Source organism: Pseudomonas sp. B14(2022), assembly GCF_012030485.1.
Lineage (GTDB): Bacteria > Pseudomonadota > Gammaproteobacteria > Pseudomonadales > Pseudomonadaceae > Aquipseudomonas.
Genome location: NZ_JAAUVM010000007.1, coordinates 190984 through 205666 on the forward strand (window position 1 = coordinate 190984; position 14683 = coordinate 205666).

13 protein-coding genes are annotated in these 14683 nt (G+C 61.1%); 10 read left to right on the forward strand and 3 right to left on the reverse strand.

Features of this window, described 5'->3' with window-relative positions; translation table 11 throughout:
- Positions 1-5: 5 nt before the first annotated feature.
- Positions 6-464, forward strand: a complete 459-nt coding sequence (locus tag HCF10_RS13345; protein ID WP_145336136.1) for an REP-associated tyrosine transposase — start codon at positions 6-8, stop codon at positions 462-464.
- A gap of 121 nt (positions 465-585) precedes the next feature.
- Here the strand turns inward: HCF10_RS13345 and HCF10_RS13350 are convergent, their stop codons facing one another.
- The gene (locus tag HCF10_RS13350) at positions 586-1869 is read right to left on the reverse strand and encodes a Zn-dependent hydrolase (protein ID WP_167655711.1); all 1284 of its coding nucleotides are present in this window, start codon (positions 1867-1869) and stop codon (positions 586-588) included.
- Positions 1870-1894: 25 nt separating this feature from the next.
- Positions 1895-3376 carry an NCS1 family nucleobase:cation symporter-1 gene (locus tag HCF10_RS13355; protein WP_167655712.1) on the reverse strand — a complete coding sequence of 494 codons (1482 nt, stop codon included), beginning with the start codon at positions 3374-3376 and terminating at the stop codon, positions 1895-1897.
- A gap of 591 nt (positions 3377-3967) precedes the next feature.
- On the opposite strand from HCF10_RS13355, the gene hydA reads away from it, so the two are divergent.
- The 3 genes from hydA (at position 3968) to preA (ending at position 8205) form a co-directional block, all read left to right on the forward strand.
- Positions 3968-5407: a dihydropyrimidinase gene (gene hydA / locus HCF10_RS13360; RefSeq protein ID WP_131698148.1), complete on the forward strand. Its 1440-nt coding sequence runs from the start codon at positions 3968-3970 to the stop codon at positions 5405-5407.
- A 156-nt stretch (positions 5408-5563) separates the two neighbouring features.
- Positions 5564-6931, forward strand: coding sequence for an NAD(P)-dependent oxidoreductase (locus tag HCF10_RS13365; RefSeq protein WP_145336138.1), 1368 nt, complete (start codon positions 5564-5566; stop codon positions 6929-6931).
- On the forward strand, positions 6931-8205 hold the full coding sequence (gene preA, locus HCF10_RS13370; protein ID WP_115488543.1) for an NAD-dependent dihydropyrimidine dehydrogenase subunit PreA: 1275 nt from the start codon (positions 6931-6933) through the stop codon (positions 8203-8205). The genes HCF10_RS13365 and preA overlap by 1 nt, the downstream gene beginning before the upstream one ends.
- Before the next feature lie 95 nt (positions 8206-8300).
- On the opposite strand, the gene HCF10_RS13375 is transcribed toward preA, so the two are convergent.
- Complete coding sequence (locus HCF10_RS13375) at positions 8301-8921, reverse strand: TetR/AcrR family transcriptional regulator (RefSeq protein WP_027606227.1); 621 nt, start codon at positions 8919-8921, stop codon at positions 8301-8303.
- Positions 8922-9036: 115 nt separating this feature from the next.
- On the opposite strand from HCF10_RS13375, the gene copC reads away from it, so the two are divergent.
- From copC to HCF10_RS13405, 6 genes are all read left to right on the forward strand, one after another.
- On the forward strand, positions 9037-9402 hold the full coding sequence (copC, locus tag HCF10_RS13380) for a copper homeostasis periplasmic binding protein CopC (protein WP_167655713.1): 366 nt from the start codon (positions 9037-9039) through the stop codon (positions 9400-9402).
- Between the two features lie 3 nt (positions 9403-9405).
- Positions 9406-10263, forward strand: a complete 858-nt coding sequence (gene copD / locus HCF10_RS13385) for a copper homeostasis membrane protein CopD (RefSeq protein WP_167655714.1) — start codon at positions 9406-9408, stop codon at positions 10261-10263.
- Between the two features lie 156 nt (positions 10264-10419).
- Positions 10420-11682, forward strand: a complete 1263-nt coding sequence (locus tag HCF10_RS13390) for an OprD family outer membrane porin (protein WP_167655715.1) — start codon at positions 10420-10422, stop codon at positions 11680-11682.
- 222 nt (positions 11683-11904) lie between these two features.
- Positions 11905-12723 (forward strand): NAD-dependent epimerase/dehydratase family protein, encoded by an 819-nt coding sequence (locus HCF10_RS13395; RefSeq protein ID WP_131698152.1) that lies wholly within the window; start codon positions 11905-11907, stop codon positions 12721-12723.
- 30 nt (positions 12724-12753) lie between these two features.
- Positions 12754-13629 (forward strand): SMP-30/gluconolactonase/LRE family protein, encoded by an 876-nt coding sequence (locus HCF10_RS13400; RefSeq protein WP_167655716.1) that lies wholly within the window; start codon positions 12754-12756, stop codon positions 13627-13629.
- A 50-nt stretch (positions 13630-13679) separates the two neighbouring features.
- Positions 13680-14642, forward strand: a complete 963-nt coding sequence (locus HCF10_RS13405) for a TRAP transporter substrate-binding protein (protein WP_167655717.1) — start codon at positions 13680-13682, stop codon at positions 14640-14642.
- Positions 14643-14683: the final 41 nt, after the last annotated feature.

Sequence of the window (14683 nt, forward strand, 5' to 3'; positions counted from 1 at the left end):
AGGGAATGGCAGATTTACCCGCTTCACACCGCCTGCACATCGGTCGATTCAGCGAACCCAACCGTATCTACCTCATCACCACCAACACCCACGAACGCATACCGATATTCGACAATTTCCATCTCGCTCGCTTGGTGGTCTGGCAATTTCGGTTGGCGCAGTACCAAGGGCTCGCCAACTCGCTGGCTTGGGTGATTATGCCGGACCATTTCCATTGGCTGCTTGAACTGAAAAAAGGCTCGCTGGCGGACTTGATGTGCCAGGTGAAGTCAAAGAGCACCAGGACCGTCAATGGTGCAAGCGGACGCAAGGGACGGCTCTGGCAAGAAGGCTTCCATGACCGCGCACTGCGCAAGGAAGATGACTTGGTGAAAATGGCCCGGTATGTGGTGGCAAATCCATTGCGGGCGGGCTTGGTCGAGCGGATTGGCGACTACCCACTGTGGGATGCCATCTGGATTTAACGTCAAACACAGTTCAAATGTGGGAGGGGCTTGCTCCCGATTGCGGTAGGTCAGTCAGCTTATCTGTAACTGATACACCGCTATCGGGAGCAAGCCCCCTCCCACATTTTTTACCCGCATTTCAGGCGGCGAGTTTGCCGCTGGCGATGGCTGCCGATGCAGCCACCATGGCCCGCAACAGCACTGCACACCCAGCTGCCAGGTCATCCGGCGCGGCGTTCTCGATTTCGTTATGGCTGATACCCCCCTCACACGGCACAAAGATCATCCCCGCCGGCCCCAACTCGGCGACGAAAATCGCGTCGTGCCCTGCCCCGCTGACGATGTCCATGTTCGACAAGCCCAGCCCATTCGCGGCATCGCGCACGGCGTCAACGCAGCCTTTGTCGAAGTACAGCGGCGGGAAGTCAGCCGTGGGTTCCATTTCAAAACTCAGCCCATGCTTGGCACAGGTCTCGTCAATCACCGTGCGCACCTCGGCAATCATCGAATCCAACCGCGCCGGTTCCAAGTGACGGAAGTCCAGGGTCATGCGCACTTCGCCAGGAATGACGTTGCGTGAACCGGGATACGCCTGCAGGCAACCGACGGTCCCGCAGGCATGCGGCTGATGCCCCAGCGCCGCGGCATTGACCGCCGCCACCACCGCTGCCGCGCCTACCAGGGCGTCCTTGCGCAGGTGCATCGGCGTCGGCCCCGCATGCGCTTCAACGCCGCGCAGTTTCAGGTCGAACCACTTTTGCCCGAGGGCGCCGAGCACCACGCCGATGGTCTTCTTCTCATCCTCCAGAATCGGCCCTTGTTCGATATGCGCCTCGAAATACGCACCGACCTTGTGCCCACTCTCAGGACGGGTTCCCGCGTAGCCAATCGCATTCAGCGCATCACCCACTCTGACCCCGTCCGTATCGACCTTGGCCAAGGTATCCGCCAGGGTGAATTTCTCCGCAAATACCCCCGAGCCCATCATGCACGGTGGGAAGCGCGAGCCTTCCTCGTTGGTCCACACCACCACTTCCAAGGGCGCCTCGGTTTCGATCTTGAGGTCATTGAGCGTACGCAACACTTCCACCCCCGCCAGCACACCGAAGCAACCATCGAACTTGCCGCCCGTAGGCTGAGTGTCGATATGGCTGCCGGTCATCACCGGCGGCAGGTTGGGATTACGACCGGGACGGCGCGCGAAGATATTGCCGATACCGTCGACGGTCACGGTGCAACCGGCGTCTTCGCACCACTGCACAAACAGGTCGCGGGCCTTGCGGTCGAGGTCGGTGAGGGCCAGGCGGCACACGCCGCCCTTGGGGGTGGCACCGAGTTTGGCCAGGTCCATCAGCGACTGCCACAAGCGGTCGCGGTTGATGTGCTGGTGGGTCGATTGCAGAACGTCAAGGGCAGCGTTCATGGGGATCTCCTCAGGCGTGTATTTCTTATGAATTGACAACGACCGGGCTGGCTCCGCGCCTGGCATTCAGGCCGTAATACAACAACCCGCCCAAGGCCGAACCGGTAAACCAGCCGTAGCTGTAGAACCAGCTGAACGCATCACTGCCCAACGACAGCAACGTCAACACCACCGGCACGCCAAAGGCGATAAAGCCGCTCCAGTTCCACGCCGGGTACACGTCGTCGCGGTACAGACCGGCCAGGTCCAGTTGCTGTTTGCGGGTGATGAAGTAGTCCACCACCATGATCCCGGCGATCGGGCCCAGCAGGCTTGAGTAGCCCAGCAGCCAGTTGGAATATACGGTTTCCAGGCTCACATCCGAGACGATCAAGCCAAGTTTTTTCAGCAGTTCATGGCCCATCAGCACCAACCCCACCAAACCGGTGAGGATCACCGCCGTGGTGCGGTTGATCAGCTTGGGCGCGATGTTCTGGAAGTCGTTGGTGGGCGAGACGATGTTCGCGGCGGTGTTGGTGGACAAGGTCGCGACGATGATCAGCGCCATGGCCACGGCCACCCACACCGGGCTCTGGATATGGCCGATCAGGGTCACGGGATCGGACACACTGACGCCCACCAGTTTCACCGAGGCGGCGGTCATGATCACGCCGAGGGCGGCGAACAGGAACATGGTCAGCGGCAGGCCGAAAATCTGCCCGAGGATCTGGTCCTTCTGGCTTTTGGCGTAGCGGCTGAAGTCGGGAATATTCAGCGACAAGGTGGCCCAGAAGCCCACCATCGCGGTCAGGCCGGCCATGAAGTAACCGGTAAGGCTCGCGCCCTCGGGACGCTTGGGCGGGATCGCCATCAGTTCGCTGAGAGACACATTCGGCATCGCCCACACCAGCAGGCCAATACCCACCGCCACCAGCAACGGCGCCGACAGGGTTTCCAGGCGCTTGATCGACTCGGCGCCGCGCAGCACCACCCATAAATTCAGGCACCAGAACATCATGAAGCCGATCACTTCACCAGTGCCGCCGAGGGACTTCCACCCCTCGAAAATCGAGCCCAGGAACAGGTGAATCGCCAGCCCGCCAAACATCGTCTGGATACCAAACCAGCCGCACGCCACCAGCGCGCGGATCAGGCACGGCACGTTGGAGCCGAGGATGCCGAAGGACGAACGCAGCAACACCGGAAACGGAATGCCGTACTTGGTGCCGGGGAACGCGTTGAGGGTCAGCGGGATCAGCACCACGACATTGGCGAGCAAAATCGCCATCAGCGCCTCGCCCACCGACAACCCGAAATACGCGGTGAGCACACCGCCCAGGGTGTACGTGGGCACGCAGATCGACATGCCGACCCACAGCGCGGTGATGTGCCACTTGTTCCAGGTGCGTTCGTGCACCTTGGTCGGTGCCATGTCGTGGTTGTAGCGAGGGCTGTCGAGGACGTCGGGGCCGGCGTCGAGTTCGTACAGGCCGTTGCGCTCAATGACTTGCGATCTGTTCTGTTGCATGGCCGCTCCACGGTTTTTTCGAATTATTGTTGCTCACCCCGCGCTGAACGCTGGGTGGCCGGAGTACCTCGTAAACAACATGACATCACGGGTCCGGCCAGCCGCCACTGCACTCAATAACCGTGCCGACAACCGCTCTCGAACCCGCACCGCTTATATAACTCGCTGATGTTAATCAGCTTTCCGATTGTGCCTGCGGTACTTGCCGCGCTACTCAGGCTAAATAACGCGCTAATTATCCGAACGGTCAGGACTCAATCTGGTGCACCACAATTATTTTTATTTACCGACCCCGTCAAGAGGCATGTCTCAAGCGTCTGATTTGCAATAAGAAATGTTGCTCATATTGAGAACCTGTCAAGTGCGTCAAAATGGTGAGAGACCGCTACATTTTGGTGATTTTGTATTTTTATCCTTATAAATCAATAGATTAAATACTGCATAAGCTTATAAAAAATCTTCTTGCTCAATCGAAAAACTCGGGCTAGTTTCTATTCCTGTCACCGATGACAGGAATTAACCGACCATCGGCGCGTAGCAATACAACACTTAGAACTGGCACAAGCCGGTCAAGCCTGTGAGGAACTCGACATGTCGCTGTTGATCCGTGGCGCCACCGTTATTACCCATGATGAAAGTTACCGCGCCGATGTTTTATGCGCAGGCGGTCTGATTCGCGCTATTGGCACGGACCTGGATATTCCCGCCGGCACTGAACAACTCGACGGCAGCGGACAATATTTGATGCCCGGCGGCATCGACCCCCATACCCATATGCAACTGCCCTTCATGGGCACAGTGGCCAGTGAAGATTTTTTCAGCGGCACGGCGGCGGGTCTGGCCGGGGGCACCACCTCGATCATCGACTTCGTGATTCCCAACCCGCAGCAATCGTTGATGGAAGCGTTCCATCAGTGGCGGGGCTGGGCAGAAAAGTCTGCGTCCGACTACGGCTTTCATGTGGCGATCACCTGGTGGAGCGAACAGGTGCGCGAGGAAATGGCCGAGCTGGTCAGCCACCACGGCATCAACAGCTTCAAGCATTTCATGGCCTACAAGAACGCAATCATGGCGGCCGACGACACCCTGGTGGCCAGCTTCGAACGCTGCCTGGAACTCGGCGCCGTGCCCACCGTGCATGCGGAAAACGGCGAGCTGGTGTACCACCTGCAACGCAAGCTGATGGCCCAGGGCATCACCGGGCCGGAAGCGCACCCGCTGTCGCGCCCTTCCCAGGTGGAAGGCGAAGCGGCCAGCCGCGCAATCCGTATCGCCGAGACCATCGGCACGCCGCTGTACCTGGTGCACGTGTCTACCAAGGAGGCGCTGGATGAAATCACCTACGCCCGGGGCAAGGGCCAGGCGGTCTACGGCGAAGTGCTCGCCGGCCACCTGCTGCTGGACGACAGCGTCTACCAGCACCCCGACTGGCAAACCGCCGCCGGCTATGTGATGAGCCCGCCGTTCCGTCCACGCGGGCATCAGGAAGCGCTGTGGCATGGCCTGCAATCGGGCAACCTGCACACCACCGCCACCGACCACTGCTGCTTCTGCGCCGAGCAAAAAGCCGCCGGGCGTGACGATTTCAGCAAGATCCCCAACGGCACCGCCGGTATCGAAGACCGCATGGCGCTGCTGTGGCACGAAGGGGTCAACACCGGACGCCTGTCGATGCAGGAGTTCGTCGCGCTGACCTCCACCAACACCGCGAAAATCTTCAACCTCTACCCGCGCAAAGGCGCGATCCGCGTGGGTGCGGATGCCGATCTGGTGCTGTGGGACCCCGAAGGTACGCGGACCATTTCCGCCAAGACGCACCATCAGAAGGTCGACTTCAACATCTTCGAAGGCAAGACCGTGCGCGGCGTGCCGAGCCACACCATCAGCCAGGGCAAGCTGGTCTGGGCCGATGGCGACCTGCGCGCCGAGCGCGGCGCCGGGCGCTATGTGGAACGGCCGGCGTATCCGTCGGTGTTTGAGCAGTTGAGCAAGCGGGCGGAGCATTCCAGGCCGGTTGCTGTGAAGCGCTGAGACCGCTATCGGGGTCAAGCCCCCTCCCACACTTGACCGCATTCATTCAGATACAACTCGGTCGAATATGGGAGGGGGCTTGCCCCCGATGAGGCCAGTACAGGCAACAAAAATGCCCACTTAGAGGCAATCCAAAAAAACCGTGAGGCCAACACCGTGATCCAGACCCTGACCCACCTCCCCCATCCCCATGAAGACGGGGCCACCCTCGCCAGCCATTTCACCGACCTGGCGCCGCCTCTCAACGCGCGCCAGGCCCAACTGGAAGCCTCGCGCTGCCTGTATTGCTACGACGCCCCGTGTGTGAACGCGTGCCCCAGCGAAATCGACATCCCGTCGTTCATCCGCAATATCCACACCGACAACGTCCAGGGCGCGGCGCACAAGATTCTCTCGGCCAACATCCTTGGCGGCAGTTGCGCGCGAGTCTGCCCGACAGAGATCCTCTGCCAGCAAGCCTGTGTCCGTAACAACGCCGAAGAATGCGCGCCGGTGCTGATCGGCTTGTTACAGCGCTATGCGGTAGACAACGCACACTTCAGCGAACACCCGTTCCAGCGTGCCGCACCGACCGGCAAACGCATCGCCGTAGTCGGTGCGGGTCCCGCAGGGCTGGCCTGCGCTCATCGCGCAGCCCTGCACGGGCATGACGTGGTGATCTTCGAAGCGCGGGAAAAAGCCGGCGGCCTGAATGAATACGGGATCGCCAAGTACAAGCTGGTGGACGACTTCGCCCAGAAGGAACTGGATTTTCTCCTGCAGATCGGCGGCATCGAAATCCGCCACGGCCAGCGCCTGGGCGACAACCTGACCTTGAGCGAACTGCACCAGCAATTCGACTCGGTGTTCCTCGGCCTGGGCCTGGCTGCGAGCAAGCAACTCGGCTTACCCCATGAGGACGCGCCCGGCCTGCTCGCCGCCACCGACTATATCCGCGAACTGCGCCAGGCCGACGACCTGACCCAGCTGCCCCTGGCCGACCGCTGCATCGTGCTCGGCGCCGGCAATACCGCCATCGACATGGCCGTGCAAATGGCCCGGCTCGGCGCCCGTGATGTGAACCTCGTCTACCGCCGTGGCCTGGCCGACATGGGCGCCACCCACCATGAGCAGGACATCGCCAAGGCCAATCAGGTGCGCCTGTTGACCTGGGCCCAACCCGAAGAAGTCCTGCTCGACGACCAGGGCCACGTACGCGGCATGCGCTTCGCCCGCACCCGCCTGGAAAACGGCCGTCTTCACCCTACCGGAGAGACCTTCGAACTGGCCGCCGATGCCATCTTCAAGGCCATCGGGCAGGGTTTTGACGGCGAGGCCTTGCACGATCCCCTGGCGCAACAGCTGCACCGCGTCGGCGAGCGTATCTTCGTCGATGAACAGCTGCGCACCAGCATCCCTGGGGTCTATGCCGGCGGCGACTGCGTCAGCCTCGGCCAGGACCTCACCGTGCAGGCGGTGCAACACGGCAAGCTGGCCGCCGAAGCCATGCACGCCCAACTCATGCTGAATGTGGAGGCTGCGTAATGGCCGATCTCTCGATTGTGTTCGCCGGTATCAAGGCCCCCAACCCGTTCTGGCTGGCCTCCGCGCCACCCACCGACAAAGCCTACAACGTGGTGCGTGCGTTTGAAGCGGGCTGGGGCGGCGTGGTGTGGAAAACCCTGGGTGAAGACCCGGCGGCGGTCAATGTGTCATCGCGGTACTCGGCGCACTACGGCGCCAACCGTGAAGTGCTGGGCATCAATAATATCGAGCTGATCACCGACCGTTCCCTGGAGATCAACCTGCGGGAAATCACCCAGGTGAAAAAGGATTGGCCCGACCGCGCGCTGATCGTGTCGCTGATGGTGCCCTGCGTTGAGGAATCCTGGAAAAACATCCTGCCCCTGGTGGAAGCCACCGGCTGCGACGGTATCGAGCTGAACTTCGGCTGCCCTCACGGCATGCCCGAACGCGGCATGGGGGCGGCGGTGGGCCAGGTGCCGGAGTACGTGGAACAGGTGACGCGTTGGTGCAAGACCTATTGCTCGCTGCCGGTGATCGTCAAGCTCACGCCGAATATCACCGACATCCGTGTGGCGGCGCGGGCAGCGTATCGCGGCGGTGCGGACGCGGTGTCGCTGATCAACACCATCAACTCCATCACCAGCGTGGACCTGGAACGCATGGTCGCCCTGCCGATGGTCGGCACCCAGAGCACCCACGGCGGTTATTGCGGCTCGGCGGTCAAGCCGATTGCCCTGAACATGGTTGCCGAAATCGCCCGCGACCCGCAGACCCAGGGCCTGCCGATCTGTGGAATCGGCGGCATTGGCAACTGGCGCGACGCCGCTGAATTCGTCGCCCTCGGTTGCGGCGCGGTGCAGGTGTGCACGGCGGCGATGCTGCATGGTTTTCGCATCGTGGAGGAGATGAAGGATGGGCTGTCGCGGTGGATGGACAGCCAGGGCTACACCAGCCTGCAAGAATTTTCCGGGCGGGCGGTGGGCAACACCACGGACTGGAAGTACCTGGACATCAACTACCAGGTGATCGCCAAGATCGACCAAGAGGCGTGCATTGGCTGTGGGCGTTGCCATATTGCCTGTGAGGATACCTCGCACCAGGCCATCGCCAGCCTGAAACAGGCGGACGGCACGCATAAATACGAAGTGATCGATGATGAGTGCGTGGGCTGCAACCTGTGTCAGATCACCTGCCCGGTGGCGGATTGCATCGAGATGGTGCCTATCGACACGGGCAAGCCGTTTTTGAATTGGACGCAGGATCCGAGGAATCCCTATCGAGAGGCGGTGTAGTCCTTCAGGCCACTATCGGGGGCCCCCTCCCACACCACACATCAAATGTGGGAGGGGGCTTGCCCCCGATGAGGCCCTAAGCCCCACCACAATACTCAAGGCTCCAACCCAATCCCACGCAAAATCACACTGGTCACCGTCTGGATCGCCTTCTCGAACTGCATATCCGACAACGGCTGGTGATCATTCAAAATCTTCACCTGGTGGTCAAAGTCGGCATAGTGCTGGGTCGAAGCCCAGATCATGTACAGCAGGCTCGAAGGCTCCACCGGCAGGATGCGTTTGTCTTCCACCCACTGGCGAATTTTCGCTTCCTTCATCTTGGCCCAGTCGTACAGGCTCTCATCCAGGGCCTCACCGAGTGTCGGCGCGCCGTGGATGATCTCGTTGGCCCAGACCTTGGAGCCATAGGGCCGTGTGCGCGAGCGTTGCATCTTGGCGCGGATATAGCTGCTGAGCACCACCCGGGGGTCATCGAAGGTCTCGAAGCTGAGGGCGTCCTGCTTCCACACTTCCAGCAGGTCGAACAGCACCGCGCTGTACAGCTCGCTCTTGGTGGTGAAGTAGTAATGCAGGTTGGAGCGCGGCAGTTGCACTTCTTCGGCAATATCGGCCATGGCGGTGCTGCCGTAGCCCTTTTCGGCGAAGATCTTCTCCGCCGCCAGCAGGATTTTTTCGACGTTGACCCGGCGAATTCCGCTCTTGTGATTGCCCATAAGGGCTCCCTGACAAAGACATGACCCAAAGACTACCACCGCTCTAGATCGGGGCGACAGGCGCAGTCGAAACTTCGTACACTGCCCGCTCCTAACCATTGATGGGTATTGCACAATGTTGATCAAGAAAACCCTGACCACTGTCGCCCTGCTCGCCTCCCTGCTGGGTGCCTCAACAGCATTTGCCCATGCTCATCTCAAAAGCGCCACGCCTGCGGCAGACAGCAGCGTCACTGCGCCCAAAGATCTGCGCCTGACCTTCAGCGAAGGCGTCGAAGCCACCTTCACCAAAGTGTCCTTGAGCAAGGACGGCACCGAAATCGCCATCAAAGGCCTGGAAACCCCGGACGCCGACAAGAAAACCCTGGTGGTGACGCCTGCCGCACCGCTCGCGGCCGGTAACTACAAAGTGGTGTGGAATGCGGTGTCGGTCGACACCCACAAAAGCAACGGTGAATACAGCTTCAAGGTCGGCCAATAACCCATGGCAACGCTGCTGGTGCTGTGCCGGTTCGTGCATTTCATCGTCGTGCTGTTGATGTTCGGGGCCTGTGTATTCAGACCCTGGCTCCTGGGCGCTGAACCGCAGCCGCTGCTGGACCGGCAATTGTTGCGCATCACCCGCGGGCTGGCATGGACGGCCCTCGCGTCGGGGATGATCTGGCTGGGGTTGATTACCGCCAGCATGGCCGGTTCATGGCCGGCGGCGCTGGAACTGTCGACCGTGCAGTTGGTGCTGGGCAAGACTTTTTTTGGTCAGGTGTGGACCTGGCACCTGATGTTGAATGGCTTGCTGGTCATCGCCCTGACGACCGCCTGGAAGGCCCCGCGTCTGCCGTTGATCACGCTGTTGCTGATGACCCTGGCCCCGGTCGGCCATGGCGCCATGCTCGATGGGCTGAGCGGGCAGTTGTTGATCCTCAACCAGGTGGTGCACCTGATGTCCGTTGGCGCATGGTTGGGGGGGTTATTGCTGCTGGTATTGATCCTCAGGCCGCCACACGGTGTTGAGCTGGCGCCGGTCCTGCGTCGTTTCAGCGGCGTGGGTTATGGCCTGGTCACCGGTTTGCTGGTGACCGGCCTGATCAATGTGCGCGTACTCACCGGGCAGCTGTGGCCCACCCCCTTGTTCAGTGGTTTTGCCCTGATTCTGCTGATCAAGGTGATGCTGGTGCTGGGCATGTTGGCGCTTGCATTGTTGAACCGGTTGCGCCTTGACCACTGCGAACAGCGACTGGGCAGCTTGAAGGCCAGCGTAATGGTGGAATGGCTGCTCGGTGTCTGCGCAGTAGCTGCCGTTTCACTCCTTGGCACTTTGCCGCCGATGGTCCTGGCGGGCTGAATGTGGGAGGGGGCGGTGCCCGTTCTAGATCAACCCACACCCAGTCATCGCATAACTTCTGCTTGACACTCCACGAAAACCCCGCAAATATCCGCCCAATGTTGTACGACGACGTATAACAAATAATAAAAACAACAAATGAAAGGGAGCGTCACTGTGAGTCAATTCGCCCGTAATTCCTCGTCGTGTATCAGCCTTATCGGTCTCGGCAGCCTGGCCTTCGCCCTGCCCCTCGTCGCCCACGCCGACGGTTTCGTCGATGACGCCAAGGCCACGCTCAACCTGCGCAACGCCTACTTCAACCGCAACTTCACCAACCCGAGCAACCCCCAGGGCAAGGCCGAAGAGTGGACGCAGAGTTTTATTCTCGACGCCAAGTCCGGCTTCACCCAGGGCACCGTAGGGTTCGGCATTGATGTGCTGGGGCTGTATTCGCAGAAGCTCGATGGCGGCAAAGGCACCGGCGGCACCCAGTTGCTGCCGATCCACGATGACGGCCGCCCCGCCGATAACTTCGGGCGCTTGGGCGTGGCGCTGAAAACCAGGCTGTCGAAGACCGAATTGAAGGTCGGCGAGTGGATGCCGGTGCTGCCGATCCTGCGCTCCGACGATGGCCGCTCGCTGCCCCAGACCTTTCGTGGCGGCCAGGTGACGTCCAACGAAATCGCCGGCCTGACTCTCTACGGCGGCCAGTTTCGCGGCAACAGCCCGCGCAACGACGCGAGCATGGAAGACATGTTCATGAACGGCAAAGCCGCGTTCACCTCTGATCGCTTCAACTTTGGCGGCGGCGAATACACCTTCAACGACAAGCGCACCCAGGTCGGCGTGTGGTACGCCGAGTTGACTGATATCTACCAGCAGCAGTACGTCAACCTAACCCACAGCCAGCCCGTGGGCGACTGGACCCTGGGTGCCAACCTGGGTTTCTTCAACGGCAAGGAAGACGGCAGCGCCCTGGCCGGCGACCTCGACAACAAAACCGTGTTCGCCCTGCTCTCGGCCAAATACGGCGGCAACACCTTTTACGTTGGCTTGCAGAAACTCACCGGCGACAGCGTGTGGATGCGCGTCAACGGCACCAGCGGCGGCACCCTGGCCAACGACAGCTACAACTCCAGTTATGACAATGCCAAGGAAAAATCCTGGCAGGTACGGCATGACTTCAACTTCGTGGTGCTCGGTGTGCCAGGGCTGACCCTGATGAACCGCTATATCAGCGGCAGTAACGTGCACACCGGGGCGATCACCGATGGCAAGGAATGGGGACGCGAATCAGAGCTGGCCTACACCGTGCAGAGCGGTGCGTTGAAGAACCTCAACGTGAAATGGCGCAACGCAACCATGCGCCGGGATTTCAGCACCAACGAGTTCGACGAAAACCGGATCTTTATCAGCTATCCACTCTCCCTGCTGTAGAACCTGGTCTCCCAGCCCCAGAAAATCCCCTGTGGGAGGGGGCTTGCTCCCGATGGCGGTGGGTCAGTAACAGATGCATTCACTGGCATGCCCTCATCGAGGGCAAGCCCTCTCCCACATTTTGCTCCGCACTCTGTCCGCAAGAACGTTGACAACCTGGGGATCCCTACCAATACTTCGGTATAGTCATACGACAACCTACAACAAAAATTTGGAATCCCCATGACCACGACCACCTCCACGCCCTTCAACCGTCTGCTGCTCACCGGTGCCGCCGGCGGCCTCGGCAAAGTCCTGCGCGAGCGCCTGCGTCCTTACGCCCAGGTGCTGCGCCTGTCGGACATCGCCACTATGGCCCCGGCAGCCGATGCTTCGGAAGAAGTCCAGCCCTGCGACCTCGCCGACAAACAAGCGGTGCACCACCTGGTGGAAGGCGTCGACGCCATCCTGCACTTCGGCGGTGTATCGGTGGAGCGTCCGTTTGAAGAGATCCTCGGCGCCAATATCAGCGGTACCTTCCATATCTACGAAGCCGCGCGCCGTCATGGGGTCAAGCGCGTGATCTTCGCCAGTTCCAACCATGTGATCGGTTTCTATAAGCAGACCGAAACCATCGACGCCCACTCTCCACGCCGCCCCGACAGCTACTACGGCCTGTCCAAGTCCTACGGCGAAGACATGGCGAGCTTCTACTTCGACCGCTACGGCATCGAGACCGTGAGCATCCGTATCGGCTCCTCGTTCCCGGAACCGCAGAACCGCCGGATGATGCACACCTGGCTGAGCTTCGACGACCTGACCCAACTGCTCGAACGCGCGCTGTATACGCCGAACGTCGGCCACACCGTGGTCTACGGCATGTCGGATAACCTCGACACCTGGTGGGACAACCGCTACGCCGCACACCTGGGCTACGCCCCGAAAGACAGCTCCGAAGTCTTCCGTGCCCAGGTCGAAGCCCAGCCACCGGTGGCCGCCGATGACCCGGCCAAGGTCTATCAGGGTGGCGCGTTCTGCGCCGCCGGGCCATTCGATGACTGAGTTCACACCCACCCAAGGGAATGAGTTGCCATGACTGCTGAATTGATCGTCGACGCCCGCAATGCCGTGGGCGAATGCCCGGTGTGGGTGCCCGAGGAAAACGCCCTGTACTGGGTGGACATCCCCCACGGCGGCCTGCAACGCTGGAGCGCCGCCACCGGCCACGTTGCCGCTTGGAAAGCCCCGCAGATGCTCGCCTGCATCGCCCGCACCACCGCGGGCAACTGGGTCGCCGGGATGGAAACCGGTTTCTTCCAACTCACGCCGCACAACGACGGCAGCCTCGACACCACGCCGTTGGCCAGCGTCGAGCACCCACGCCCGGACATGCGCCTGAACGACGGCCGCTGTGATCGCCAAGGACGTTTCTGGGCCGGCAGCATGGTGCTGAACATGGGCGCGAATGCGGCCGAAGGCATCCTCTATCGCTATGCATCGGGTTCAGCACCCCATGCCCAGCTGGACGGTTTTATCACCCTGAACGGCCTGGCCTTCAGCCCCGATGGCCGCACGATGTACGCCTCGGATTCGCACCCGCTGGTGCAGCAGATCTGGGCCTTCGACTACGACATGGACACCGGCACGCCGTCCAACCGTCGCGTGTTCGTCGACATGCACAACTTCCACGGCCGCCCCGACGGCGCCGCCGTGGACGCCGATGGCTGCTACTGGATCTGCGCCAACGACGCCGGCCTGATCCACCGTTTTACCCCCGATGGTCGCCTGGACCGCTCCCTGAGCGTACCGGTGAAAAAACCCACCATGTGCGCCTTCGGCGGCAGCCGCCTGGACACCCTGTTTGTCACCTCGATCCGTGACGACCAGAGTGAACAGTCAGTGTCCGGCGGCGTGTTCGCCCTCAACCCCGGCGTCCAAGGACTGCCTGAACCGACGTTTACTCTCTAGCTGCATCGCTGTGCCTTGAATACAACAATAACAACACAGGAGTGACTCCCATGGACTTCAAACGCACCTTGCTCGCCGTCGCAGTCTTTACCCTCAGCAGCGCCGCCCACGCGCTGGAAATCAAATTCGCCGACATCCACCCCGCCGGCTACCCCACCGTTGTTGCCGAAGAAAACATGGGCAAGGCCCTGACCAAGGAAAGCAACGGCGAACTGACCTTCAAATACTTCCCCGGTGGCGTGCTGGGCTCCGAGAAAGAAGTGGTCGAACAGGCCCAGGTCGGCGCCGTGCAGATGACCCGCGTCAGCCTCGGCATCGTCGGGCCAGTGGTGCCGGACGTGAACGTGTTCAACCTGCCGTTCGTGTTCCGCGACCAGGCGCATATGCGCAAGGTCATCGATGGCGAAATCGGCGACGAAATTCTCGCCAAGATCACCGACTCCGAGTTCGGCCTGGTGGCCCTGGCCTGGATGGACGGCGGCACGCGCAACCTCTACACCAAGAAGCCGGTGCGCAAGATCGAAGACCTCAAGGGCATGAAGATCCGTGTGCAAGGCAACCCGCTGTTCATCGATGCCTTCAACGCGATGGGCGCCAACGGCATTGCCATGGACACCGGCGAGATCTTCAGCGCCTTGCAGACCGGAGTGATCGACGGCGCGGAGAACAACCCGCCGACCCTGCTCGAACACAACCACTTCCAGAACGCCAAGTACTACACCCTCACCGAGCACCTGATCCTGCCTGAGCCCATCGTGATGTCGAAAATCACCTGGAACAAGCTCACCCCGGCGCAACAGGTCATGGTCAAAAACGCCGCCAAGGCCGCCCAGGCCGATGAACGCGCGCTGTGGGATGCCAAGTCCGCCAGCAGTGAGGAAAAACTCAAAAAGGCCGGTGTCGAGTTCATCACCGTCGACAAAAAGCCCTTCTATGACGCCACCGCAGCGGTTCGCGCCAAGTACGGCGCGCCTTACGCCGACATCATCGCGCGCATCGACGCCGTTCAATAACCTCTCCTGCCTCTCGCAAAAGGCCCGGCGCGGTCTGCACC

Coding starts and splice junctions, on each gene's coding strand:
- HCF10_RS13345 (WP_145336136.1), top strand. CDS start 6: ATGGCAGATTTACCCGCTTCACACCGCCTGCACATCGGTCGATTCAGC.
- HCF10_RS13350 (WP_167655711.1), bottom strand. CDS start 1,869: ATGAACGCTGCCCTTGACGTTCTGCAATCGACCCACCAGCACATCAAC.
- HCF10_RS13355 (WP_167655712.1), bottom strand. CDS start 3,376: ATGCAACAGAACAGATCGCAAGTCATTGAGCGCAACGGCCTGTACGAA.
- hydA (WP_131698148.1), top strand. CDS start 3,968: ATGTCGCTGTTGATCCGTGGCGCCACCGTTATTACCCATGATGAAAGT.
- preA (WP_115488543.1), top strand. CDS start 6,931: ATGGCCGATCTCTCGATTGTGTTCGCCGGTATCAAGGCCCCCAACCCG.
- HCF10_RS13375 (WP_027606227.1), bottom strand. CDS start 8,921: ATGGGCAATCACAAGAGCGGAATTCGCCGGGTCAACGTCGAAAAAATC.
- copC (WP_167655713.1), top strand. CDS start 9,037: ATGTTGATCAAGAAAACCCTGACCACTGTCGCCCTGCTCGCCTCCCTG.
- copD (WP_167655714.1), top strand. CDS start 9,406: ATGGCAACGCTGCTGGTGCTGTGCCGGTTCGTGCATTTCATCGTCGTG.
- HCF10_RS13395 (WP_131698152.1), top strand. CDS start 11,905: ATGACCACGACCACCTCCACGCCCTTCAACCGTCTGCTGCTCACCGGT.
- HCF10_RS13400 (WP_167655716.1), top strand. CDS start 12,754: ATGACTGCTGAATTGATCGTCGACGCCCGCAATGCCGTGGGCGAATGC.
- HCF10_RS13405 (WP_167655717.1), top strand. CDS start 13,680: ATGGACTTCAAACGCACCTTGCTCGCCGTCGCAGTCTTTACCCTCAGC.